General features: G+C 43.2%; 18 protein-coding genes. 2 read left to right on the top strand and 16 right to left on the bottom strand.

Features of this window, described 5'->3' with window-relative positions; translation table 11 throughout:
* Positions 1-14 precede the first annotated feature (14 nt).
* Positions 15-491, bottom strand: a complete 477-nt coding sequence (locus tag HT693_RS05510) for a PTS system mannose/fructose/N-acetylgalactosamine-transporter subunit IIB (protein WP_000156972.1) — start codon at positions 489-491, stop codon at positions 15-17.
* Entirely contained in the window at positions 488-2,275 is a 1,788-nt protein-coding gene (locus HT693_RS05505) for a beta-galactosidase (RefSeq protein ID WP_172924998.1), read from the bottom strand. The genes HT693_RS05510 and HT693_RS05505 overlap by 4 nt, the downstream gene beginning before the upstream one ends.
* 345 nt (positions 2,276-2,620) lie before the next feature.
* Here HT693_RS05505 and HT693_RS05500 point away from each other — a divergent pair, with 345 nt between their 5' ends.
* Both HT693_RS05500 and strH read left to right on the top strand, forming a co-directional pair.
* A complete protein-coding gene (locus HT693_RS05500) occupies positions 2,621-3,337 on the top strand; it encodes a GntR family transcriptional regulator (RefSeq protein WP_001007202.1) in 717 nt (238 codons plus the stop codon).
* A gap of 315 nt (positions 3,338-3,652) precedes the next feature.
* A complete protein-coding gene (strH, locus tag HT693_RS05495) occupies positions 3,653-7,582 on the top strand; it encodes an LPXTG-anchored beta-N-acetylhexosaminidase StrH (RefSeq protein ID WP_172924996.1) in 3,930 nt (1,309 codons plus the stop codon).
* A 54-nt stretch (positions 7,583-7,636) separates the two neighbouring features.
* Here the strand turns inward: strH and purB are convergent, their stop codons facing one another.
* The 14 genes from purB to comA all read right to left on the bottom strand — a co-directional run bounded on the left by purB (position 7,637) and on the right by comA (position 26,098).
* The gene (gene purB, locus HT693_RS05490) at positions 7,637-8,935 is read right to left on the bottom strand and encodes an adenylosuccinate lyase (protein ID WP_172924994.1); all 1,299 of its coding nucleotides are present in this window, start codon (positions 8,933-8,935) and stop codon (positions 7,637-7,639) included.
* A gap of 62 nt (positions 8,936-8,997) precedes the next feature.
* Positions 8,998-9,225 carry a hypothetical protein gene (locus tag HT693_RS05485; RefSeq protein ID WP_000614701.1) on the bottom strand — a complete coding sequence of 76 codons (228 nt, stop codon included), beginning with the start codon at positions 9,223-9,225 and terminating at the stop codon, positions 8,998-9,000.
* A 9-nt stretch (positions 9,226-9,234) separates the two neighbouring features.
* On the bottom strand, positions 9,235-10,326 hold the full coding sequence (purK, locus tag HT693_RS05480; protein WP_000099012.1) for a 5-(carboxyamino)imidazole ribonucleotide synthase: 1,092 nt from the start codon (positions 10,324-10,326) through the stop codon (positions 9,235-9,237).
* Entirely contained in the window at positions 10,313-10,804 is a 492-nt protein-coding gene (purE, locus tag HT693_RS05475; protein ID WP_000165491.1) for a 5-(carboxyamino)imidazole ribonucleotide mutase, read from the bottom strand. Before purE ends, purK begins: the two co-directional genes overlap by 14 nt.
* Before the next feature lie 193 nt (positions 10,805-10,997).
* Positions 10,998-12,260 (bottom strand): phosphoribosylamine--glycine ligase, encoded by a 1,263-nt coding sequence (gene purD, locus HT693_RS05470; RefSeq protein ID WP_138705027.1) that lies wholly within the window; start codon positions 12,258-12,260, stop codon positions 10,998-11,000.
* A 121-nt stretch (positions 12,261-12,381) separates the two neighbouring features.
* Positions 12,382-13,929 carry a bifunctional phosphoribosylaminoimidazolecarboxamide formyltransferase/IMP cyclohydrolase gene (gene purH / locus HT693_RS05465; protein WP_031222471.1) on the bottom strand — a complete coding sequence of 516 codons (1,548 nt, stop codon included), beginning with the start codon at positions 13,927-13,929 and terminating at the stop codon, positions 12,382-12,384.
* A 705-nt stretch (positions 13,930-14,634) separates the two neighbouring features.
* Complete coding sequence (purN, locus tag HT693_RS05455) at positions 14,635-15,186, bottom strand: phosphoribosylglycinamide formyltransferase (protein ID WP_023938635.1); 552 nt, start codon at positions 15,184-15,186, stop codon at positions 14,635-14,637.
* Positions 15,183-16,205 (bottom strand): phosphoribosylformylglycinamidine cyclo-ligase, encoded by a 1,023-nt coding sequence (purM, locus tag HT693_RS05450; RefSeq protein ID WP_023938637.1) that lies wholly within the window; start codon positions 16,203-16,205, stop codon positions 15,183-15,185. Before purM ends, purN begins: the two co-directional genes overlap by 4 nt.
* A gap of 38 nt (positions 16,206-16,243) precedes the next feature.
* Positions 16,244-17,686 (bottom strand): amidophosphoribosyltransferase, encoded by a 1,443-nt coding sequence (gene purF, locus HT693_RS05445; protein WP_023938639.1) that lies wholly within the window; start codon positions 17,684-17,686, stop codon positions 16,244-16,246.
* A 92-nt stretch (positions 17,687-17,778) separates the two neighbouring features.
* Complete coding sequence (locus HT693_RS05440) at positions 17,779-21,504, bottom strand: phosphoribosylformylglycinamidine synthase (protein ID WP_172924992.1); 3,726 nt, start codon at positions 21,502-21,504, stop codon at positions 17,779-17,781.
* A gap of 56 nt (positions 21,505-21,560) precedes the next feature.
* Positions 21,561-21,704 carry a phosphoribosylaminoimidazolesuccinocarboxamide synthase gene (locus HT693_RS12380; protein WP_078374291.1) on the bottom strand — a complete coding sequence of 48 codons (144 nt, stop codon included), beginning with the start codon at positions 21,702-21,704 and terminating at the stop codon, positions 21,561-21,563.
* 1 nt (position 21,705) lies between these two features.
* The gene (purC, locus tag HT693_RS05430; RefSeq protein ID WP_023932912.1) at positions 21,706-22,413 is read right to left on the bottom strand and encodes a phosphoribosylaminoimidazolesuccinocarboxamide synthase; all 708 of its coding nucleotides are present in this window, start codon (positions 22,411-22,413) and stop codon (positions 21,706-21,708) included.
* A 169-nt stretch (positions 22,414-22,582) separates the two neighbouring features.
* Positions 22,583-23,932, bottom strand: coding sequence for a competence pheromone export protein ComB (gene comB / locus HT693_RS05425; RefSeq protein WP_172924990.1), 1,350 nt, complete (start codon positions 23,930-23,932; stop codon positions 22,583-22,585).
* 12 nt (positions 23,933-23,944) lie between these two features.
* Positions 23,945-26,098 (bottom strand): peptide cleavage/export ABC transporter ComA, encoded by a 2,154-nt coding sequence (gene comA / locus HT693_RS05420; RefSeq protein WP_138704226.1) that lies wholly within the window; start codon positions 26,096-26,098, stop codon positions 23,945-23,947.
* Positions 26,099-26,134 lie beyond the last annotated feature (36 nt).

The following is a 26,134-nucleotide window of genomic DNA, read 5'->3' as shown; positions in this document are numbered from 1 at the left end:
TAAAAAATTTTTTCCTATTTTAATAAGCTCAAAAAGTCTGAAATTGGATCATTTGGAACCATTTGAGCAGTAAGTTTAACACCTTTTTCTGCCAATTTGTGGAAATCTTCCACATCCTTGTCTACTACGTTGATAGAACGTGTGATAGGGCGAGTTTCTGGTGTTTGAGACATATTCCCAACATTAAGGGTTTCAAGTGGTACACCTGCTTCTACCAAACCAAGGAAGCGGTCTGGTTTACGAGCAACGATAAAGAGACGTTGGCTATCGTATTTACCAGCAAGAATATTGGCTGCCGCTTTCTCAATTGGCAAAATACTCAATTTTACACCTGGTGGTGTCGCAAGTTTCAAACCACTCTTTTCAACATCGTTGTTGACAACTTCGTCATCTACAACCATAATACGTGAAACATTTAGTTTTCCAGCCCAAAGATTGGCTACTTGTCCGTGGATCAAACGTCCATCGATACGGCATCCTACAATTGTCATAAGTTTTCCCCCTTTATGTGTTTTAGTGTAGGTTTACGAGTTAAATGAATCTCTTCTTTATATTGGCCCTCTGTTTCAAAGATGATGATGCGGTTGGCACCTTCCTTGAGATAGCTATGAGGGATATAAAGTGAGAGGGTTGGGCCGACGTTCCAAAAACGTCCTAGATTCTGCCCATTGACAAAGGCAACTCCCTTACCAAACTCAGACAAGTCTAGGTAAGTATCTTTTGGCTCTTGGACTGTAAAGTCATAAGCGTAAAAGGCTGGTTGTCCTTGAGTCCATCCTTTTGAAAAATCAATTTTCTTAGGATTGTCTAGTGGGAGTGAATAGTGTTTCCAGTTCAGTAAGAAATGCAAATCCTTACAAACCCCTGTCCGAATTCCCTTACGTTGCGTATCTGCTAAGAACTTATGCCCATAGTTGACACGCCCCATATTTTCTATCAATATGTCAATCCTAGATAACGCTTTCTTTTCACCTTGATAAAAAATATCTTCCCCAATCTCTGTCTGATATTGGGTTTTAATCCACTGACCATCGACATACAGCTGGGCCCTATCTCGACCGTCAATGATACGAAGTCTTTCTTCTTCTGCATCCCAGTTTGTTTCTGTTCGATAGAGTAAGTAACCATAGCTTTGTCCCAGCTCCTCCATCTTTTTAGGATAGAGGCTTTCTACTGGACTTGACAAGCTATCCAAGGTTTCAAACAAGGAAACTTTTTCTACTATTGGTATAGCATCCAACTCCATACTCTCTTTGTAGAGTGGTTCTAACTGCGGATACTCTGGGAAATGTGTTGCCATCATCTTCTTGACTGCCAAGTATTTGGCAGTTGGATTTCCTTCTTCATCCAGAAGAGCATCGTAATCATAAGATGTAACTTGTGGCAGGTCCAAAGTCCCTCGAGCTGAGCAACCATTCATGAAGCCAAAGTTTGTACCACCGTGGAACATGTAAAGATTGATGGAGCCTTGTTCCAAAACCTCTCGAACTGCATCTGCCAATTCCTTAGGATCCCGTGTGATAATCGGTTCTTTCCAACGATTGAACCAGCCATCCCAGAACTCCATACACATGAGCGGCCATTTCTTGCCATGCTCATCAAAGAATTCCTGCATCTGTGAAAAGTTGTAAGGTGCCTTAGAACCAAAGTTCCCTGTTACAAAGAGGTCATCTTCGATTAAGGTTCCCGCTTTCAGAGTAGCTCTCCAAGGACCATCTGATGTAAAGAGAGGACAGGTTACGCCACGCTCTTCCATCAGCTGTCGAATGGCTCTCAGGTAAGCCTTATCTTCTCCATAAGAACCATACTCATTTTCAACCTGCATCATGAGGATATTGCCACCATTGTCCAACAGATGTGGAACCAGTCGTGGCAAGAGCTGATCATAATAGCGACCGACAGCCTCAATATAGGCAGAATCTGAAGAACGAATCCTCATGTCTTTGGTTAAGAGCCAGGCTGGTAAACCACCGAATTCCCACTCCGCACAGATGAAGGGTGACGGACGAACGATAGCGTAGAGACCCAAGTCTTGCGCTGTCTGTAGAAATCGCTCCAAATCCAGAGCTCCTTCAAAATGAAACTCACCCTCACGAGGCTCGTGTAAATTCCAAGCCACATAAGTCTCTACCGTATTAAAACCAAGAGCCTTCAAGTTATAGAGCGAATGATACCAATCCTCTGGAGGAATCCTAAAATAATGAATGGCGCCGGACAAAATCTTGAACGGTTTCCCATCTAAATAGAAATCGTCTCGTATCTCAAATCGTGTCATAAAACTACCTTTTGATTGCAAAGTTTGCGCTTTCACTCGTTGTTATAGTAATTATAAACCAATCTGTTTGAATTGTCAATAGAAATTGTCGGAATATTTACTGTAATTTTACTATTATACACACGTTCAATTAGTTTCAAACATTTTCAGACCCATTTCAAACGCTCTTTACATTCGGAATAGAGAACCTAAAATAATTTTGTATAAAATACATTTATAAAATATGAGCAATGCCTATGTAACTTAATTTTTTAATCTGTTATCTAATTTTTTATTCAAAAGACTACTATTTTTTTCGCTTTTATGGTAAAATTTTCTATGGAGAAGGAAAATAGAGGTAAAAATATGGCAATTCCCAAATATCAATACATAAAAGACGAATTAAAAAATAAAATCATCTCTGGGCAGTTTAGCAGTGGAGATAAATTTTACACTGAAGCAGAACTCATTTCAATGTACGATGTCAGCTCTATCACAGTTGTTCGCGCCTTAAACGACCTTGCCAAAGATGGCTATATTGTCCGCCAACAAGGAAAAGGAACCTTCGTTTCACGTGCACGCAAACACAAGCTTGTAGAGTTTTCAGATATTGAACTCTTCAATGCTAAAGATGATAAGGTAACTGTTCTTTCAATTGAACGCGGAAACAAGCTTGTTTACTTGGAAAAATTGGGTCTACGCGGCGATCAATTCTACTACAAGATTGAACGTATCCGCGAATCAAACGGTGTCGTTTATATCTACCATACATCCTACATCCCAGAACAATATATCAACGCAAATTATCCAAACCTTGAATACTATAGTTCTATCTATAATCGTTTCAAGTTAGACTACCACATTCACATGAATGATGAACACTTTGAAGAAATCAACGAAATAGTCTTTCCAACTCCAGAACATGCGGCTTCAGTCCTCGGAGTCGATGAACAATTCCCTACTGTCCTACAAACTAAAATCACCAAACTCGAATCAACTGGCCAAGTTTTAGAATACAGTGAAACTTACAAACGATCTGATTACTACAAGATTAAATTCATCTCATGTGACCGTGATCACTAAGAAGAAAGCCTGAGCCTAATCGCTCGGGCTTTTTCTATGCTTATTATACCACACCAAAAAGGTAGCGCTTACCTATTTTTGGAAGATTCTATAATTTGTGGAATATTTTATAGAAATAGAACCAAAAATTATACTAGATATATATACGTATTTTTTCCGACTAATCTGAAATCTTAAGCTTAAATTTTATATTTTTTTATACTTATTATAGTTTTTTGTCATCTCCTCTTGACTCTCGTTAATATAAGAAATAAAATAAAGGCGTTGATTTATATAATCGCTATCAATATAACAATACAATCAGGAGGTTTTGCAATGAAACATGAAAAACAACAGCGTTTTTCTATTCGTAAATACGCTGTAGGAGCAGCTTCTGTTCTAATTGGATTTGCCTTCCAAGCACAGACTGTTGCAGCCGATGGAGTTACTCCTACTACTACAGAAAACCAACCGACCATCCATACGGTTTCTGATTCCCCTCAATCATCCGAAAATCGGACTGAGGAAACACCTAAAGCAGAGCTTCAACCAGAAGCTCCAAAAACTGTAGAAACAGAAACTCCAGCTACTGATAAGGTAGCTAGTCTTCCAAAAACAGAAGAAAAACCACAAGAGGAAGTTAGTTCAACTCCTAGTGATAAAGCAGAGGTGGTAACTCCAACTTCTGCTGAAAAAGAAACTGCTAATAAAAAGGCAGAAGAAGCTAAAGAGATTGATTCTAAAGAGTCAAATACAGACAAGACTGACAAGGATAAACCAGCTGAAAAAGATGCTAAAAAAAATGAAGCGAAAGCAGAGGCTGACAAACCGGCAACAGAGGCAGGAAAGGAACGTGCTGCAACTGTAAGTGAAAAACTAGCGAAAAAGAAAATTGTTTCTATTGATGCTGGACGTAAATATTTCTCACCAGAACAGCTCAAGGAAATCATCGATAAAGCGAAACATTATGGCTACACTGATTTACACCTATTAGTCGGAAATGATGGACTTCGTTTCATGTTGGACGATATGAGCATCACAGCTAACGGCAAGACCTATGCCAGTGACGATGTCAAACGCGCCATTGAAAAAGGTACAAATGATTATTACAACGATCCAAACGGCAATCACTTAACAGAAAGTCAAATGACAGATCTGATTAACTATGCAAAAGATAAAGGTATCGGTCTCATTCCGACAGTAAATAGTCCTGGTCACATGGATGCGATTCTCAATGCCATGAAAGAATTGGGAATCCAAAACCCTAACTTTAGCTATTTTGGGAAGGAATCAGCCCGTACTGTCGATCTTGACAACGAACAAGCTGTCGCTTTTACAAAAGCCCTTATCGACAAGTATGCTGCTTATTTCGCGAAAAAAACTGAAATCTTCAACATCGGACTTGATGAATATGCCAATGATGCGACAGATGCTAAAGGTTGGAGTGTGCTTCAAGCTGATAAATACTATCCAAACGAAGGCTACCCTGTAAAAGGCTATGAAAAATTTATTGCCTACGCCAATGACCTCGCTCGTATTGTAAAATCGCACGGTCTCAAACCAATGGCCTTTAACGACGGTATCTACTACAATAGCGACACAAGCTTTGGTAGTTTTGACAAAGACATCATCGTTTCTATGTGGACTGGTGGTTGGGGAGGCTACGATGTCGCTTCTTCTAAACTACTAGCTGAAAAAGGTCACCAAATCCTTAATACCAATGATGCTTGGTACTACGTTCTTGGACGAAACGCTGATGACCAAGGTTGGTACAATCTCGATCAGGGGCTCAATGGTATTAAAAACACACCAATCACTTCTGTACCAAAAACAGAAGGAGCTGATGTCCCAATCATCGGTGGTATGGTAGCTGCTTGGGCCGATACCCCATCTGCACGTTATTCTCCATCTCGCCTCTTCAAACTCATGCGTCATTTTGCAAATGCCAACGCTGAATACTTCGCAGCCAACTATCAACCTGCAGAAAAAGCACTAGAAACTATTCCAAAAGACTCTAACCGTTATACTGCTGAAAGTTTTGCTGCTGTCAAAGAAGCTGAAAAAGCCATCCGTTCACTCGATAGCAACCTCAGCCGTGCTCAACAGGATACGATTGATCAAGCAATCGCAAGCCTTCAAGATGCTATTAAAAACTTGGCTTTAACTCCAGAAGCACAAAAAGAAGAGGATGCTAAACGCGAACTTGAAAAACTGAATAAGAATAAAGTCATTTCCATCGATGCAGGTCGCAAATACTTTACTCTGAACCAGCTCAAACGCATCGTAGACAAGGCCAGTGAGCTCGGATATTCTGATGTTCATCTCCTTCTAGGAAATGACGGACTTCGCTTTCTACTCGATGATATGACCATTACTGCCAACGGAAAAACCTATGCTAGTGATGACGTTAAAAAAGCTATTATCGAAGGAACTAAAGCTTACTACGACGATCCAAACGGTACTGCACTAACACAGGCAGAAGTGACAGAGCTAATTGAATACGCTAAATCTAAGGACATCGGTCTCATCCCAGCTATTAACAGTCCAGGTCACATGGATGCTATGCTGGTTGCCATGGAAAAATTAGGTATTAAAAATCCTCAAGCAAACTTTGATAAAGTTTCAAAAACAACCATGGACCTTGAAAATCAAGAAGCCCTTAACTTTACCAAAGCCCTTATCGGTAAGTATATGGATTACTTTGCTGATAAATCAAAGATATTCAACTATGGTACAGATGAATATGCCAATGATGCGACCAACGCCCAAGGTTGGTACTACCTCAAATGGTATGGACTCTATAACAAGTTTGCAGACTATTCTAACAGTCTAGCTGCTATGGCTAAGGAAAGAGGGCTACAACCAATGGCCTTCAACGATGGCTTCTATTACGAAGACAAGGATGATGCTGAATTCGATAAAGATGTCTTGATTTCTTACTGGTCTAAAGGCTGGTGGGGCTACAACCTTGCGTCACCTCAGTATCTGGCAAACAAAGGTTATAAGTTCTTGAATACCAACGGTGACTGGTACTATGTTTTAGGAAATCACAAACAAGATGAAGCTTATCCTCTTTCAAAGGCAATTGAAAATTCTGGAAAAACACCATTCAATCAACTAGCTTCTACCAAATATCCTGAAGTAGATCTTCCAACAGTCGGAAGTATGCTTTCAATCTGGGCAGATAGACCAAGCGCTGAATACAAGGAAGAGGAAATCTTTGAACTCATGACTGCCTTTGCAGACCACAACAAAGACTACTTCCGTGCTAATTATAATGCTCTCCGCGAAGAATTAGCTAAAATTCCTACAAACTTAGAAGGATATAGTAAAGAAAGTCTTGAGGCCCTTGACGCAGCTAAAACAGCTCTAAATTACAACCTCAACCGTAATAAACAAGCTGAGCTTGACACACTTGTAGCCAACCTAAAAGCCGCTCTTCAAGGCCTCAAACCAGCTGCAACTCATTCAGGAAGCCTAGATGAAAATGAAGTGGCTGCCAATGTTGAAACCAGACCAGAACTCATCACAAGAACTGAAGAAATTCCATTTGAAGTTATCAAGAAAGAAAATCCTAACCTCCCAGCTGGTCAGGAAAATATTATCACAGCAGGAGTCAAAGGTGAACGAACTCATTACATCTCTGTACTCACTGAAAATGGAAAAACAACAGAAACAGTCCTTGATAGCCAGGTAACCAAAGAAGTTATAAACCAAGTGGTTGAAGTTGGCGCTCCTGTAACTCACAAGGGTGATGAAAGTGGTCTTGCACCAACTACTGAGGTAAAACCTAGACTGGATATCCAAAAAGAAGAAATTCCATTTACCACAGTGACTCGTGAAAATCCACTCTTACTCAAAGGAAAAACACAAGTCATTACTAAGGGCGTCAATGGACATCGTAGCAACTTCTACTCTGTGAGCACTTCTGCCGATGGTAAGGAAGTGAAAACACTTGTAAATAGTGTCGTAGCACAGGAAGCCGTTACTCAAATAGTCGAAGTCGGAACTATGGTAACACATGTAGGCGATGAAAACGGACAAGCCGCTATTGCTGAAGAAAAACCAAAACTAGAAATCCCAAGCCAACCAGCTCCATCAACTGCTCCTGCTGAGGAAAGCAAAGCTCTTCCTCAAGATCCAGCTCCTGTGGTAACAGAGAAAAAACTTCCTGAAACAGGAACTCACGATTCTGCAGGACTAGTAGTCGCAGGACTCATGTCCACACTAGCAGCCTATGGACTCACTAAAAGAAAAGAAGACTAAGTCTTTTCGATAAAAAATAAACAGCGAGATTGAAGCTCGCTGTTTATTTTTTAATTAATCACCTAGTCCAAGACGTTCAAAGATATCATCCACTCGTTTGGTGTAATAAACTGGGTTGAAGATTTCATCGATTTCTTCTTGAGTGAGACGTGATGTTACTTCTGAATCTGCCTCAAGAAGTGGTTTAAAGTCTACTTGGTTGTCCCAAGAGTAGGCTGTTTTTGGTTGCACCAAGTCATAGGCTTGCTCACGGGTCATGCCTTTTTCAATCAATGTCAACATAGCCCGTTGGCTAAAGATAAGACCAAAAGTCGAGTTCATGTTTCGGATCATATTTTCTGGGAAGACTGTCAAGTTCTTGACGATATTTCCAAAACGGTTGAGCATGTAGTCAATCAAAATGGTCGTATCTGGTGTGATGATACGCTCAGCTGATGAGTGAGAAATATCGCGTTCGTGCCAGAGAGCGACGTTTTCATAAGCCGTAATCATGTGACCACGAATGACACGCGCCAGACCAGCCATATTTTCAGAACCGATTGGGTTGCGTTTGTGAGGCATTGCTGAAGACCCTTTTTGCCCTTTAGCAAAGAACTCTTCTACTTCGCGTTGCTCAGATTTTTGTAGACCACGAATCTCAGTCGCCATACGTTCGATTGAAGTCGCAATGCTGGCAAGAACCGCAAAGTACTCAGCGTGAAGGTCACGAGGAAGGACTTGTGTAGAGATTTCTTGGGCACGGATGCCAAGTTTATCGCAGACATACTCCTCTACAAATGGTGGGATATTGGCAAAGTTCCCAACCGCACCAGAAATCTTACCAGCTTCTACACCAGCAGCTGCATGCTCGAAACGCTCGATATTGCGTTTCATTTCGCTGTACCAAGTTGCCAATTTAAGACCAAAGGTTGTCGGCTCAGCGTGCACACCATGAGTACGCCCCATCATGATGGTGAACTTGTGCTCCTTGGCCTTGTCAGCGATGATATTAGTGAAGTTTTCAAGGTCACGACGGATGATGTCGTTGGCCTGCTTGTAGAGGTAACCATAAGCAGTATCCACCACGTCGGTAGAAGTTAACCCATAGTGAACCCACTTGCGCTCTTCACCAAGAGTCTCAGAAACCGCACGCGTGAAAGCCACCACATCGTGGCGCGTCTCCTGCTCAATTTCCAAAATACGGTCGATGTCAAAGTCCGCCTTCTTGCGAATCAAAGCCACATCTTCCTTAGGGATTTCCCCCAACTCAGCCCATGCCTCGTCAGAGAGGATTTCCACCTCAAGCCAAGCACGGTATTTATTTTCTTCACTCCAAATATTCGCCATCTCAGGGCGAGAGTAACGGTTGATCATGTGTTAATTTTTCCTTTCTTCTTAAGCTGTTGGGAATAAGCTATCTAGGTAAACCAAGATTTCTACTCAAACTCCTCTTTTTCAATAAACACAGACGGGTAATGATCTAGTGTATTCAAATCCGTATCCAGCGGTACATCATAGATAGCTAAATAATTTTCGGGGTATTGTGCAGCTAGTTCTTCATATTTAGCTTGTACCTTATCTTGGTCAGCACTGGCATACAACACTTCAACAACTGCTCCAGTCTTATCCTTTTCAATAAATGTATTAACGATAATTTGTATCATAGACTTGTCCTAAAAATCAATCCCTTCCCCAAGCTCATCCACACTATCCGGTACATCACTAAACAAGGTCACATGTCCCATCTTGCGGTTGTGCTTCGCTTCTATTTTACCATACATGTGGAGGTGGGCGCTTGAATTTTCTGTCACATATTGCTCAGCAGCCTCGACATGCTGACCGAGGACATTAAGCATAACGGCTGGCGCATGGAGTTTGATGACTGGTAATGGTGCTCCGAGAACACCGAGAATATGGGTGTCAAACTGAGAGAAATCACAGGCTTCAATAGAATAGTGCCCAGAGTTATGTGGTCGTGGGGCGATTTCATTGACAATAACGTCATCATCAGTCGCAAACATTTCCACACAGAGAGTTCCAGACAAGTTGAGTTGTTCTGCGATTCGCACTGCCATAGCTTTAGCCTTGTCTACTAGACTTTCAGAAATGCGGGCTGGTACGATGGTCTTAGACAGGATATTGTTGCGGTGGATATTTTCCTGAACTGGGAAAAACGTCACCTCCTTGCCATTTCCTGACACGATGACAGAAATCTCAAGGTCAAAGTTGATAAATTCTTCCAAGACGCAGTCTGCTGAGTCTGCTAGCGCATAGGCTGCTTCCAAGTCTGCTTCTGAACGAATAACCTTTTGTCCATGACCATCGTAGCCACCAGTCGCAGTCTTGAGGACATAGTTTTTCGACAAGTCGATATCTGCCAAGTCTAGGCTAGAAGTCACGACCTTGTAGGGTGCCACAGTGACTTGAGCCTTGTTTGACAAAAAGTCCTTTTCAAAAATACGATTTTGCGAAATGCGGAGCAGATCTGTTCCTTGAGGGAGTTGTCCATCCTTGATAACGGCATCCAAACCGTCAGCGTCGACATTTTCAAACTCGTAAGTGAGGACATCGCAACGGTCTGCCAACTGACGGAGGGCGTCCACATCGTTATAAGGTGCCACAATGATTTCCGCCACGCGAGAGGCCGGGCAATCCGCCGCAGGATCCAGCGCGATAACCTTGTGCCCCATGTAGATAGCAGAAATGGCCATCATCTGACCCAGTTGACCGCCACCGATAATTCCGATTGTTTTAGATGAGCTCATTGGTAGACTCCTCTGCGATTTTTCCTTGTTCTTCTGCAAAATCTGCCAAAGCCGTCGCGATAGCTTGATCCTCTACTGAAAGAAGACGGAGGGCGAAGAGAGCCGCATTTGTCGCACCAGCTTCACCGATAGCCATTGTCGCAACAGGCACCCCACCCGGCATCTGAACGATAGAATAGAGTGAATCCACGCCACTAAGGGCACGAGATTTGACTGGCACGCCAATGACTGGAAGGGTTGTTTTGGCAGCTACCATTCCTGGCAAGTGGGCTGCGCCACCTGCACCTGCGATAATGACCTTGATGCCACGGCTACGAGCTTCTTCGGCATGTCTGAACATGAGGTCTGGTGTGCGGTGGGCAGAGACAACCTTCTTCTCGTAGGCTACACCGAAGCGGTCTAGGACTTCTGCTGTTTTTTGCATGGTTGCCCAGTCGGATTTTGAGCCCATGATGATGGAAATAATTGGTTTAGTCATAATTTTTCCTTTTTTCTTCTTTTTTGATAATGGTCTTAGGTGGTGGGGACGGAAGCAAACCTTCGGTTTCATTCCTAAACTTTGAGCCTAAGGTCTCAAAGTTTCCCCCTGACCAGAACATTCACTGTTCTGGTCTTTTCACCACGACGACCATTATCGTGTTTGGCGACTACGGCGCGTTATTCTTATATCTTTACTTAATTGCCTTGCTTCCGATATCTGTTCGGTAGAAGAGTCCTTCTATTTTTTGTTGGGATAGTTCTTGGTAGATGCTGGCTTGGGCTTCTTTGACGGTGGCTGCTGTGGTAACGAGCATATAAACTCGTCCGCCGTTTGAGATCAGTGCTCTGCTATTTTCCGCAAACTTAGCCCCTGCATAGTAGGTGATGACATCGCCTTCTGTCTTGGCTGGCAACTCAACGCCCCTTTCATAGTCTAGCGGGTAGCCCTTGGATGCGACAACCACACCCAGAGTCACACCCTTATCCGTCCAGGTGATGTTTGGCTCCTTGCTATCCAGAATATCTGTAATATTTTGTGCAAAGTCAGATGTCAAACGAGGCAAGATAATCTGTGTTTCAGGATCTCCAAAGCGAGCATTGAACTCGATGACTTTAGGACCTTCTGCTGTCAGGATAAGCCCTGCATAGAGGATGCCAAGATACGGACGGCCTTCTTTGATCATCCCTTCAAGGATTGGCTTGACAATAGTCTCAACCGCTGTATCAACTACACTCTGTGGTAAGTGTGGAACTGGCGCATAGGCACCCATCCCACCAGTGTTAGGCCCCTTATCGCCATCATAGGCACGTTTGTGGTCTTGCGCTGTTGGCATGATGTAGAACTTGTCCCCATTGACAAAGGCAAAGAGTGAAAATTCCTCTCCTTCAAGGAATTCCTCAATAACCACACGCGCACCTGAGTCACCAAATTTATTGTCCAAAAGCATCTCGTGAGCTGCTTCGACCGCTTGCTCAACCCTCTCCGCAACGACGACACCCTTCCCAAGCGCCAGGCCATCCGCCTTGACTACGATAGGCGCACCCTGCTTTTCGATATAGGCCTTGGCTTCCTCGAAATCTGAGAATGTGCCATAGGTTGCTGTCGGAACGCCGTATTTGACCATGATTTCCTTAGCAAAATCCTTGGACCACTCCAACTCTGCCGCCAATCTTGTCGGACCAAAGGCTTTGAGACCAGCTTGGTTAAAATCATCCACGATACCAGCTGCAAGGGCGTCATCTGGCCCTATAAAGGTCCAAGCAATATCGTTGGCTTTTGCAAACTCAATCAATTTAGAATGTTCGGAAATAGAGATATTTACCAATTTCAGACCATCCAGAGTCATACCGTCATTCCCAGGAGCTACAAAGACTCTTTCAACCCCTTTTGATTCAAGTAACTTTTTAGCAATCGCATGCTCACGACCACCCGAACCGACAACAAGCAGTTTCATTTCTCAACCTCTTTTGCGAATTATTTACCAACATTATATCAAAAAAGTTCGTTTTAATCTTGTTTCAGTTAGCATTTTAAGCCAAAAAAGGAAAGAAACTGTTTTCTTCCCTTTAACGTTCTTAATGTCTAAAATGTCTCACACCTGTAAAGACCATTGTCAAGCCATATTTGTCAGCAGCTTCGATAGACTCTTGGTCACGGACGGATCCACCCGGCTGGATGATAGCCCTGATCCCTGCTTTGGCGATTTCTTCCACATTATCCGCAAATGGGAAGAAGGCATCCGAAGCAAGAACAGCGCCGTCAAGACGGTCTTTAGCTTGATCAATAGCGATGCGAACAGAAGCCACACGGTTAGTTTGACCCGGACCGACACCAAGTGTCATGTGGTCATTGGTTACGATGATACCGTTTGATTTGACGTACTTGATAGCTTTCCAAGCAAACTCAAGAGCAGTCGCTTCTGTCTCAGTTGGCTGGCGTTTGGTCACCACTTGCCAGTCAGCTGGGCTTTCTTTGACCACGTCTTGGTTTTGTACCAGAAGTCCACCGACAACACCTGTGTATTCTGCTTCCACTTCGCTAGCCTCTTGAGCATCAAATGGCAAGGCAAGGATACGCAAGTTTTTCTTTTTATTAGTCAAAATAGCTAGCGCTTCATCCGTATAACTTGGTGCGATGATGATTTCAAGGAAAACACCATGCATCTTCTCAGCTGTCGCAACATCCAACTCACGGTTGAGAACGACGATTCCACCGAAAATTGAGACTGGGTCAGACTCATAAGCATAGTCCCAAGCAGTCTCGATGTCGTCAGCTTGACCAATTCCACATGGATTCATATGTTTGAGAGCCACAACGGTTGGACGATCTTTGAAGTCACGGATGATACGAATGGCAGCATCCGCATCACGGATATTGTTAAAAGACAATTCCTTACCGTTGAGCTGTTTAGCGGATGCAATCGAGTAATCTGTCGGCAAAGCTTTTTGATAGAAATCGGCATCTTGTTGAGGATTTTCACCGTAACGCATTGGTTGCTTGAGGTCATAAGTCAAAGTGAGTTTTTCAGGCTTGCTTTCACCCACTTGAGCTGTGAAGTATTCTGCAATCAAGGCGTCATAAGCCGCTGTGTGACGAAATACTTTGGCTGCTAAACGTTGGCGAGTTTCATAAGAGGTTTCGCCGTTTGCTGCCAATTCGTCCAAAACCACAGCGTAGTCAGCAGGATCTACCACAACTGTAACACTGGCATGATTTTTCGCTGCTGAACGAAGCATAGACGGCCCACCAATATCGATATTTTCAACTGCATCAGCATAAGTCACATCTGGTTTAAGGATAGTTTCCTTAAATGGGTAAAGGTTGACCACCACAAGGTCAATGAGCTCAATCTTGTTGTCCTTAGCCGCTTCCAAGTGGCTATCCAAGTCACGACGAGCGAGAAGCCCTCCGTGGATATTTGGGTGGAGGGTCTTCACACGACCGTCCATCATTTCTGGGAAACCAGTCACATCATCGATAGCAATGGTATCCACCCCAGCATTATCAAGGGCAACCTTAGTTCCACCTGTTGAGATAATCTCCCAACCAAGTTTTTTGAGTTCTTGGGCAAATTCAACAATGCCCGCTTTGTCTGAGACGCTGATTAAGACGCGTTTAGTCATTATATTCTCCTTTTCCAAAACCATATATTTAACTTCGTATAAAATATCTATTAGATACACTTCTTTTGAAGCTTTACCCCATATGGGGTATTTAATAATATTTTTTATTCCACTATCTATGAAATTAATCAACCATACTATTATAGCTACGATTAAAATTAAACCCAAAAATGTTTCAACAGAAATAGCTGTCTCATCTGCAACAAATAATTTATTTAAAGCCAAAGTGATAAAAGCCGTTACCAAAATTATACCAACTATGCCTACCGACTTTACTAAACTTTCATACTTCTTAATTTTATTATCCTGTTTATCTGTCAAATCAGCTATTAACAACTTCACAGCATAACTAGCTTTTTCTCCATACATAAGAATCAATTCATACTTTATTTCTCTACATAGCTCTTCAAATTTATTAGGTTTTCCATCTGAAATTTTATCAAATTTTCGACTGAGATAAATAAAGCCCCCCAAAGAAAGTACAGTAAAAATAAGAGAAACTATTTTAACACACAAATCACCAAAATTCCAGAACCAAAGTACATAACTTGTCAACATTAGAATAATAAATACAATTAAGCTAACTAGAAATAAATTTCTAATTTTTATTACTTTAGGGTAAAATTGTTTTTCATACTCATTAAAAAAATATTCAAATTCTTTAACTTTATCTAGTAAAGTCTTAATAACTTTATTATTCAAAATTTACTTTCTCCTTAATTTCAAACTATCCAACACTTCCGGATACAACTTGTACTCTGCCTCATGGATGCGAGCTTCAAAGCTTTCTATGGTATCATCAGCCAGCCGTGGCACACGCACTTGTTTGATAATCTTCCCTGTATCTACACCTGAGTCCACCCAGTGAATGGTCACGCCACTCTCAGCAACACCAGCATTCCAAGCGTCCTCAATCCCATGAGCTCCTGGAAATTCTGGCAGGTAGGCTGGATGAATGTTGATGATTCGGCCTTCATAGGCTGCCAATAAGGTTGGCCCAACAATTTTCATGTAGCCTGCTAGACAAACCAAGTCAATCTGGTGCTCTTCCAAGAGTTCGACAAGGGCCGCTTCGTAGTCTGCCTTGTTCTCAAACTCCTTGAGTTCAAAAGCGTAGGATAGGACACCAAGCTTGTCTGCACGTTCGAGCACATAGGCGTCACGATGGTCTGAAAAGACAAACTCTACTGGAAATTGTTCCGCTATCACCTGAAAATTTGAGCCATTACCAGAGGCAAAAACTGCTATTTTTTTCATTTGATGATGACACTTTCGTTTTCTTTCTTGACGATACGACCAATTTCATAGACTGGTTCATTCAACAATTCCTTGATACGAGTTACATTTTCAGGGCTAACTGCCAGTATGAGCCCTACCCCCATATTGAAGATTTCAAACATTTCTTCATGTTTGATTTCACCGTATTTTTCAAGGGCTTTGAAAATTGGAAGCACTGGAACCTTGTCTTCCTCAATCTCAGCTGCTAAATCAGCTGCAAACATACGAGGGACATTCTCAATAAAGCCACCACCTGTGATATGGGCAATGCCGTTGACCAACTCTTCCTTGATGAGTGGCAAAACAGACTTGACATAGATACGAGTCGGCTCAAGCAAAACTTCCTTGAGTTGCTTGCCTTCCAATTCTGGCAGGACTTCCTCACCTGTGTAGTCTGCAAAGACACGACGGACGAGAGAGTAACCATTTGAGTGAATCCCACTTGAAGCGAGTCCGAGAAGAACATCACCTTTTGCCACCTTTGAACCGTCAATGATTTGAGATTTTTCAGCCACACCAACCGCAAATCCAGCCAAGTCGTAGTCATCTTCGCCGTACATGCCCGGCATTTCAGCCGTTTCCCCACCGATGAGGGCAGCACCAGCCTGCACACAACCTTCTGCCACACCAGCAACGACTTGCTCTAGCTTAGCTGGTTCATTCTTACCTGTCGCCACATAGTCGAGAAAATAGAGGGGTTCCGCACCTGCAGCGATGATATCGTTGACACACATGGCCACACAGTCCTGACCGATAGTATCGTGCTTGTCGTACTTGATAGCCAGCATGAGCTTGGTTCCGACACCATCCGTCCCTGAGATCAATACGGGCTCTTTGACACCTGTTTTTGAAAGATCAAACATGCCACCAAAGCCACCAAGAGCTCCAATGACACCTGCACGCTCCGTACGAGCCACGTGCTTTTTAATCCGTTCAACAACTTCATAACCCGCTTCAACATCCACACCAGATTGAGCGTACGCATTTTTATTTGCCATTTCTTTATTCCTTTTCTTTTATGGAGAATCTCAGTAACTCACTTGTAAAAACTGGTCTTTTCTTCCAAACTTCTACGATAGTCTTCTTCGTAGTCATAGAGAGGTGTTGGGTAGTCACCGTCAAAGTAAGCGACACAGAGACCACCATTTGGCGCATCCGTTTCAATCCCAATCGAATCAATCAACCCCTCAACAGAGAGGTAAGTCAGGCTGTCAGCTCCAATGATTTTGCGAGTTTCTTCAATCGTATGATTAGCCGCAATCAGCTCCTGACGGGTCTGGATATCAATCCCGTAGAAGCATGGATAAGCTAGCGCTGGACTGCCAATAGCAACGTGAACTTCAGTCGCACCTGCTTCTTTCAAAAGCTGAACGATACGACGAGAAGTTGTTCCACGTACAATAGAGTCATCAATCATAACCACACGCTTGCCTTTGACAACACCAGAAACTGCAGACAATTTCATCCGCACCCCTTGCTCCCGCAATTCTTGAGTCGGTTGGATAAAGGTACGTTGGGTGTATTGGTTCTTGATGAGGCCCATTTCATTTGGCAAACCAGATTCTTCCGCAAATCCCATGGCTGCGCTGAGGGAAGAATTGGGCACACCGACCACTATATCCGCCTCATGCTTGAATTCACGCGCCAATTGAGCACCCATACGTTTACGTGCCGTATGAACATTGACACCATGAATGTTAGAATCAGGGCGGGCAAAATAGATATACTCCATAGAACAGATTGCTAACTGAGTATCATCCGTATAGCTATCATACTGGATGCCCTTGTCATCAATGATCACAATCTCACCTGGCTTCAAATCACGAATCCATTCAGCACCAATAACCTCAAAAGCACAGGTTTCAGAGGAAACCACCACCGCTCCGTTGGCCATTTTCCCGATAGAAAGCGGACGGAAACCATTGGGATCAAGAGCCGCAATCAACTTATCTTCAAATAGCAAGATATAGGCAAAACCACCTTTAACTAGGCTGAGCGCCTCCTTGATTTTGCCCATCAGACTAGGATTGTGACTGCGACGAATGAGGTGAGCCAAGATTTCAGAGTCCGAAGTCGCGCTGAAAATTGCTCCTCTTTGTTCCAGTTCTTTCTTGAGAGAGGCTGCATTGGTCAGATTTCCATTATGAGCCAAACCAAACTGCATATCGTGAAAACGGAAGAGGAAGGGTTGGATGTTATCAACAGAAGCTTCGCCAGCAGTCGCATAACGCACATGCCCAATCGCACCAGCTCCTGTCAATTTATCCAAATTGGCTGGATTTCTGAAAACTTCTGATAAAAGCCCCATGTCACGATGGCGCTTCAGTTGTCCTTGATCATTGGAGAGGATTCCTGCCCCCTCCTGACCACGGTGTTGAAGACTGTGGAGTCCAAAATAGGTCAACTTAGCAGCATCTGGATGTCCCCAAATACCGAAAACACCACATTCTTCATTAAGAGATTTTACTTCGTATGTCATTTTTTATACCTAATTTTCATTTGTAATCATCAAGAGCTAGATTTACATGACTTTTACATTACTGATACTATCTATTAGAAAATCTGTAAGTCTTATTTTCCAGTGAAATGTTTAACCGCTGATGCGAACAGGTGTTGGTCTTTATTGCCTGGGATATTTTGGAAAAGACCATCCTCATAACGTTCTGAGTGGCCCATCTTACCGATGATTTGACCATTCTTGCTGGTAATTCCTTCGATGGCATGGACAGAACCATTCGGATTGTACTTAGAATCCATACTTGGTTTACCGTTAAAGTCAACGTATTGGCTGAAAATTTGACCATTGTCACGGAGCTCTGCAAATTCCTCAGCCGTCACGACAAACTTCCCTTCACCATGCGATACTGGGATAGCATGAATATTACCCACTTGCACTCCAGCCAACCATGGCGAGTTGGTATTGGCAATCCGAGTTTCCACCATCTTGGCCACGTGCTGGTTGGCATCATTGTAGAAGAGGGTTGGGCTCGTACTGCTGGCATCCTCGAAGTTCCCGTATGGAAGAAGACCTGATTTGACGAGGGCCTGGAATCCATTACAGATACCGATAATCAAGCCACCACGGGCGATAAAGCTATCAATAGCCGCACGCACTTTTTCATTAAGCAGGATATTGACGATAAACTTAGCTGAACCATCTGGTTCATCCGCAGCCGAGAATCCACCGGCAAAGAAGAGAATATTAGTCTTGTCGATATTGTCAACCATAGTTTCAACTGACTTGACAATAGCTTCTTCATTCAAGGTCACGAATGGCACCAAATTGACCTCTGCACCTTCTTTTTCGAAGGCCTTAGCTGAATCATATTCTGAGTTGGTTCCTGGAAAGACTGGGATGTAAACCACAGGTTTTTCAACCTTTTCTTTGGCTTTAATCACAACATCTGATACCACAGCTGGTACTTCTTCTAGTTCTTTCGCTTGGGTAAATTCTGTTGGGTAAACTTCTTCCAATGTCCCTTGAAATGCACTGTCAAGCTTGTGTCCATCTAGCTTCACACCGTTGACAGTCAGTGTAAAGTCTGCTTTCGTTTGTCCAATCTTCTCTACTCCAGCAATTTCTTCAGGAGATGTGAAGACAAATCCGCCCAATTGTGCTGTCAAAGAACTTTCAAGTTCAGGCAAGATTACCTCTGCACCGATATGATTTCCAAAAGTAGCAAGAGCCAAACTTTCAACTACACCACCGTATTTGACAGCTGATGCAGATGTCACTTTATGGTCAGCTTGGATGGCTTCAAACTGAGTAAAATTTTTCTTAATCAAGTCAAAATCAATCTCTGCAGAGAGGGCTTGACCTGGGATGTAGTAGATATTTTCCCCAACAGCTTTAAATTCTGGAGAGAGCACCTTACGGCTATCTGCCGTCGTCACCCCAAAGGCAACCAAGGTTGGCGGAACGGTCAATTCTTCAAAGGTACCAGACATGGAGTCCTTACCACCGATAGATGGCAAGCCAAGCTGAATTTGTGCTTCAATAGAACCTAGAAGAGCAGCTACTGGCTGACCGAAACGCTCTGCTTGTTTATCCATACGCTCGAAATACTCTTGGTAAGAGAAACGAGCCTTGGACCAGTTGGCACCAGCAGCCACCAAACGAGCAGTTGCTTCGATAACCGCATAAGCAGCACCGTGGTATGGAGACCATTCAGCTACATATGGGTTGAAACCTTGAGCAATGACCGACGCAGTATGAGTCACACCGTGTTGAACTGGCAATTTCTGCACAGATGCCTCAGTTGGTGTGAGTTGGTAACGACCACCAAGTGGGTGATTAACCGTTGAGCGTCCAACAGAGCAGTCAAAGATAGTCTGTAATCCTTTTTGACTTGCATGGTTGAGGTCAGATAGAACCGTAAGGGTATCTGATTCCAGTGTTTCAGCAGATGTTTGACGCTCTTCTGGGAGTTTGACATCCTTGTCCACAACTTTGGCATCGACAACCACGCGCACACCATTGGTGTCAAGGAAACGGCGTTCCAAGTCAACGATTGTCTCACCATTCCAGTGCATGACAAGATTTGGTTTTTCAGTTACTGTCGCCACCACAACAGCATCAATATTTTCTTTGTTACATTCGGCAACGAAGGTATCCACATCTTCAGGACGAACCACGACCGCCATCCGTTCTTGTGATTCAGAGATGGCAATTTCTGTACCATTCAAGCCCTGGTATTTAAGAGGCACCTTGTTGAGGTCGATTTCAAGACCGTCTGCCAATTCACCGATAGCCACACAGACACCGCCTGCCCCAAAGTCATTGGACTTCTTGATCAGACGAGTGACATTGCCATTACGGAAGAGGCGCTGAATCTTGCGTTCTTCGATGGCATTTCCTTTTTGAACCTCAGCACCAGCAGTCTCTACAGACTCAACTGTTTGAACCTTAGAAGAGCCCGTCGCACCACCGACACCATCACGACCTGTTTTACCTCCGAGAAGGATGATCACATCACCTGCTTCAGGTTTTTCACGGACAACATTGCCCTTGGGAGCCGCACCAACAACGGCACCAAGTTCCATACGTTTAGCTACAAAGCCTGGGTGGAAGTATTCACGAACGTAGGTTGTGGCAAGCCCAATCTGGTTACCATATGAAGAATAACCATGAATTGCTGTTTTAGAAATGACTTGTTGTGGCAATTTCCCAGCACGAGTTTCCGAAATCGGTGCTGTAATATCACCAGCACCTGAAATACGCATGGCTTGGTAAACATAGGAACGGCCTGACAACGGATCACGAATAGCTCCACCGATACAGGTAGCCGCTCCACCAAATGGCTCAATTTCTGTTGGATGGTTGTGGGTTTCGTTTTTAAACATGAGGAGCCAAGGTTCCTTGACACCATCAACGTCCACTTCAATTTCAACTGAGCAGGCATTGATTTCGTCAGAGACTTCCATATCATCCAATCGTCCATTAGCACGCTCATAACGACCGAAAATAGTCGCCATATCCATCAAGGTTTGTGGTTTTTCAGACCGACCTAATTCCTCGCGCATGGCAATATACTTGTCATAGGTTGACTGCAATTGCTTTTGAAATTTAGAAGCTGAAAAGTCGATGTGTTTCAACTCAGTCTCAAAAGTCGTGTGACGGCAGTGGTCAGACCAGTAAGTGTCCAAAACCTTGAGTTCCGTCTCAGTTGGCACGCGCCCCATTGACTTGAAATAGTCTTGGATAAAGAGCAAATCATCCACTTCCATGGCCATCCCTTGCTCAGCCTTGTAGCGAGCAAAGTCTTCTGCTGTATAGCTTTCAAAGAAAGTCAATTTCGGAATGGTCTTGTCTGACTCTGAAAATTCCTGCTTGACAATCCCTGTTGTGATGTTCTTGAAACGAGAATCAACTGGGTTGAGCAGATAGTTCTTGACCGCTTCCAACTCAGTCGCATCAATATCTTTATTCACCAAGTAAAGTTGGGCTGTATTAACCGTTACATCACTCGAACTTCCTAGTAAAAGCAAGGCTTCCTGTGAAGATGCTGCACGCTGGTCAAACTGCCCTGGTAGGCTTTCAATCGCAAAGAAAGCATAGTTGGCAAGATCCGCCTGCACAGCCGCTTCGTCCAAAACATGGTCTGTCACCTGCTCAGAGAAAATGTGTTTCTCTGCAGGTGCAAACAGGTCCTCTGACAAATCAAATACATCATACACTTGCACAATACGAATACTTTTCAAGCTTGAAAGTCCCAAGCTATGCTGGAGTTCTCTAACCAAACTCTCTGACTTGACCTGAAAATCAGCCTTTTTTTCAACAAAAATACGTTTATCCATCAATTCTTATTCCTTTATTTCAGCTCTTGCAATGTTCCCAAACAGCCTTGAGGCTGTTATTTCAATTCCTGCAACTTTTCCCAGACAATCTCGTAAACGTCTGTTAGTTCTCCCAATCCCCTACGGAGTGAAAAGGTCTGGGGAACCTTTTCAAACTGAGTCCTTTTAGTTGAGAGACGAAGGTTTTCCGTTGCAAACAGATTATTTCAAACCTTGCAACTTCTCCCAGACAACTTCGTAAACGTCTGTTAGTTCTCCCAATCCTCTACGGAAAACATCCTTATCCATGTGGTTGCCATCCGCATCCCACAAGCGGCAGTTATCTGGTGAAAATTCATCAGCTAAGATAATCTTACCATCCTTATCAAAACCGAACTCTAGCTTAAAGTCAATCAACTTAAGGCCAATCTCAGCAAACCAGGCTTTCAAAAGTTCATTGATACGACGGGTTTCTTCCTTCAAGTAGGCAATCTGTTGGTCATCCGCAATCTGTAGGAATTTCACATGCTCGTCATTGATAAATGGATCATCCAAATCATCATTTTTGTAGTAAAATTCAACAATCGGAGTCTCAAAGGCGATTCCCTCATCCACACCAAAACGTTTTGAAAAGGAACCAGCAGTATAGTTGCGAAGCACGACTTCCAAAGGAATAATCTCAACCTTTTTATTGAGTTGTTCCGTATCTGAAAGTTTCTCCACAAAGTGAGTCGCCACACCAGCCGCATTTAATTTCTCAAAAATAAAAGATGAAATCTGATTATTCAACACTCCCTTACCTGCAATCTGCTCCTTCTTGACACCATCGAAAGCAGTCGCCTGATCCTTGTAAGTTGAAATAATAAGATTTTCATCCTCAGTTGTATAGATATCTTTAGCTTTTCCCGAATAGATCAATTGTTTTGACATTTTAAAGTTCGCCTTTCGTATTACTTGAGCACATTCTACCATAAAAAACCTAAAATTACAAGATTTTAACCGAATAAATAAGGTAGTATCTCAAAAATCATAAAGAAAAAAACTGCAAGAAGAATCTTTCTCACAGTTTTAAAATTATTTAACTCTAAAAACACGAACATTACTCTTTGTTCAAAAATTGATCCAAATAATAACGTAGGTAACTTTTCTTACCTGTAATCATCTGTAGACGACCTTCCACCCCGTAACGAAGTTTTTCAGCCTGCTCGGAAGTCAGATTAGTCTCCGCCTCGATTTTAAAGAAATTCCCTTTTTCAGTCTTAGTAGCTGTCGCATCAATACTTGTAATAGTAGAATCTAGGAAAATTTGATTCTTGGCATCATGAGTCGTCGTATAGCGAACCGAATCACCGACCTTGATCCTTCCTACATCCTTTGAACTAAGATAAGCTGTTAGTTTGGCTTTTCCTTCTCTTTCCAAAGATGGATAGAGTTGGGCTAGTAGAGCCCCCTCTGCAACCATGCTAGAATCACTAGTCTCAGGATTAAGGTGAAGCACCCCATCCTCACTCGCCGTAATTTTCCCCTTGTCTAGAAGACTTCCCTGAACCTTCTTGCCTGACTCTGCTTCCAAGATTTTCTGGTCTAGAAGGGTCAATTCCTGACCAACCTTTGCCAAGTGTTGGGATTTGAGAGATTCCAATTGACTGCTTAAACCTGACGCATAGGCTTGCTGGGTACCTGAACCTGCATACTGGACACGGTAAGTAGCAAGACTAGATTCTAACTGAGAAAGCTGCGCTTCAACCTGCGCAACAGCCTGAGCCTTAGCTTGCGGATTTTCCTCGCCCTGAGACTTGTAGGACTGGTAGAGAGAGTAGGCTAGATTCTGACTGGCCAAGGAAGCACCTGTTTCCATAGCTGACTTAGCTGTCTGGTAATCGCGAATTTTAGCCTCTGTTTGACTGATGAGATTCCCGATTTCAGCTTGGGTTTGACTAGTTGCTGCATTCTGGGACGCGATGGTCTCGTTTTGTTGCGATGTACTAGCCCTAAGACTGCCTGCTTGACTGATGTAGTCGCGAAAGGTGGCTTGGTAGCCAAACTTATCCTCCTCTGGAAAGTAATCCGTCCCTTCTTGCAGGCTCTTTTGCAAATACTCCAATTGCTTTTTTTGATCCTTGAGCATGTCCAACTGACTAGCATAGGACTCCGCTTGGATACTCTCTGCCCCTTCTTGATATTGAACTAACAGCTCTCCCTTTTTAACCAGCTTATTTTCTTCCAAATGATTGACAAGAATGCGATTGTTGCTAGTTGACTGGATATTTGCAAGGATACGACTAGGCTCGACAGTAGCTCTAGTAGACAAACTCATCTCCTTCTCTGCAAATGTTGCAAATCCAAGCAAAAACACGAGCAGAAGGGACACGGGGACAATCACCCGACTGGAAAAATTATGGTAACGACGATTATAAAACTCCGCACTTTCTAAAAATTCTGGTTTCATCCTCTCCTCTTTCTAGCTATTGACCAAATGGGCGTAAAAGCCACCCTGTGCAAGCAAATCATCATGCTTTCCTTCTTCAACAATCTTGCCCTGATCCAAAACAACCACCTTCTCTGTCCGCTCAGCAATGGTCAAGCGGTGGGCGATGAAAATCAAGGTCTTGTCTAAAGCCATAAGATTATCGACAATCCGCTTCTCAGTCAAAATATCCAAACTGCTGGTCGCTTCATCCAAAATCAAGACCGGTGCATCTGTCAAGAGAGCACGCGCCAGAGCGATTCTCTGCCGTTGACCACCTGAAATCCCTGCCCCATCCGAAGTCAACTCTGTCTGGTAATTCAGTGGCATGCGCTCAATGTCCTCCCGAATCTCTGCCAATTCGACCGCCCGTAAGATGTCTTCCTGTGTCGTCCCCTCCTTGGCTCCCAAAAGAAGATTGTCCAAAATCGTTCCGTTAAAGACATAGGGCTGTTGAGGCAGATAGTTAATGTACTGGCGCAGGGCTTTTTTATCAATCTGATTGAGATTGACACCACCCAGACTAATCTCTCCCTGACTTGGGTCGTAAAAATTAACCATCATCTTGGCCAAGGTCGTCTTACCTGACCCTGAAATCCCCACAAAAGCCACCTTAGAGCCTTGAAGAATGGTCAAATTGATATCCGACAAGACATCTCGACCATAGCCATACTTATAGTAAACCTGCTTGAAAGTCATCTCTCCCTTCATCAAGCTCAAATCCTCAACTGTTTTCTTCTCCTCAAACTCCGAAGCTACCAGATACACTTCATTTAAACGGTTATTGGCAACCTGCGCTGTCTGAAGCTTGGTTTGCAGATTGATGATATTTTCCAAAGGATTGGTAAAGTAAACAAGCAAGGTATTATAGGTAATCAACTGCCCCAAACTCATCTTGCCATCCATGACCAGAACAGCCCCCATCCAGAGAATGCCGACATTGAGCAAGAGATGGGCAACTTTTTTCAGAGCCTTTTGCTGACTCTCTGCCCGACTATAGGTAAAGGATTTCTTCAGATAATCCACAAATTCTTTGTCAATCTTTTGGTAACGCTGACTTTCACTGGTCAAAGACTTGATAGTCTCAATACCGTTGATGTCCTCAATGATAGAAGAAGACAGAACCGCATTGGCTTCCATGGTGTCCCGATTCATCTTTTCAAACGGCTTCATAAAGGCAAAGATAATCACTGTGTAGATAGGCAGCGCCAATAAGGTCATGAAAAAGAGATTGGTATTTTGTGAAAATAAAACAAGGGAAATAATGACAACCGTTGACACATCTAGGAAAATCGAAAGGATGGTCGAAGCCAGCGCATCAATAATACTATTGGCATCTGTAAAACGAGACACGATTTCCCCTGTTCTGCGTGTCGCAAAGAAGGACATGGGCAAGTGAAAAACATGCTTGATATAGGACAAAATCACATCAATCGACAAGCGTTGCCCCAAAACAAGTAAGAGATACTCCTGAGCGTAAGACAAAATCTGCTGGAGAATATAGACGATAACCAGCCCAATAGAAATAATCCCAAGCGTCGAACGCATCTGATCTGGCACATAGGTATCAATGATAGACTGCAGATAATAAGAACCCACAATGTTAATCAAGGTTACCAAGAGTGTTGCCAAAACGATATTGGCAATCAAGCCACGCTGCTTCACTAATATAGGGATAAAAGAGAGCAGACCATTCTTTTGTTCCTTATGAGGCTTGTAGTCTGGACTAGGTGCCATAAAAAGAGTCACTCCTGTCCATTCTTCCGCAAAACGCTCACGTGGCAGTTTGGTCAATTTCACCCCAGGATCTGGATCGGCAATATGAATGCTATCCTTATCCTGCCCAGTCACCACATAGTAGTGGAGCAATTTTCCTTCCTTAAGAACATGGGCAACAAAAGGAAAAGTCAAATCTAGCAAGTCAAAGAGCGTCATATCCGCCTTAATTGCTCGCGTCTCAAAACCAATTTCCTCTGCCACCTTGACCAAGCCCAAAGCCGTCGTCCCATCCATAGTCGTCTTAGCCAATTCTCGCAAGTGAGCCAAAGAATAATAACTACCATAGTAGCCAAAAACCATAGCTAATGAAGCTACACCGCAGTCCATCTGATCCACCTGCGGACGATAGTGACGTTTCCCAAATTTCATCTTCATCTCCTTTTTCCTAATACTCAATGAAAATCA

This window comes from Streptococcus sp. 2154, from assembly GCF_013277255.1.
In the GTDB taxonomy this organism is placed as follows: Bacteria; Bacillota; Bacilli; order Lactobacillales; family Streptococcaceae; genus Streptococcus; species Streptococcus pseudopneumoniae.
The sequence above is the reverse complement of the archived record's forward strand: the minus strand, read 5'-3'. Positions and strand labels throughout refer to the sequence as shown.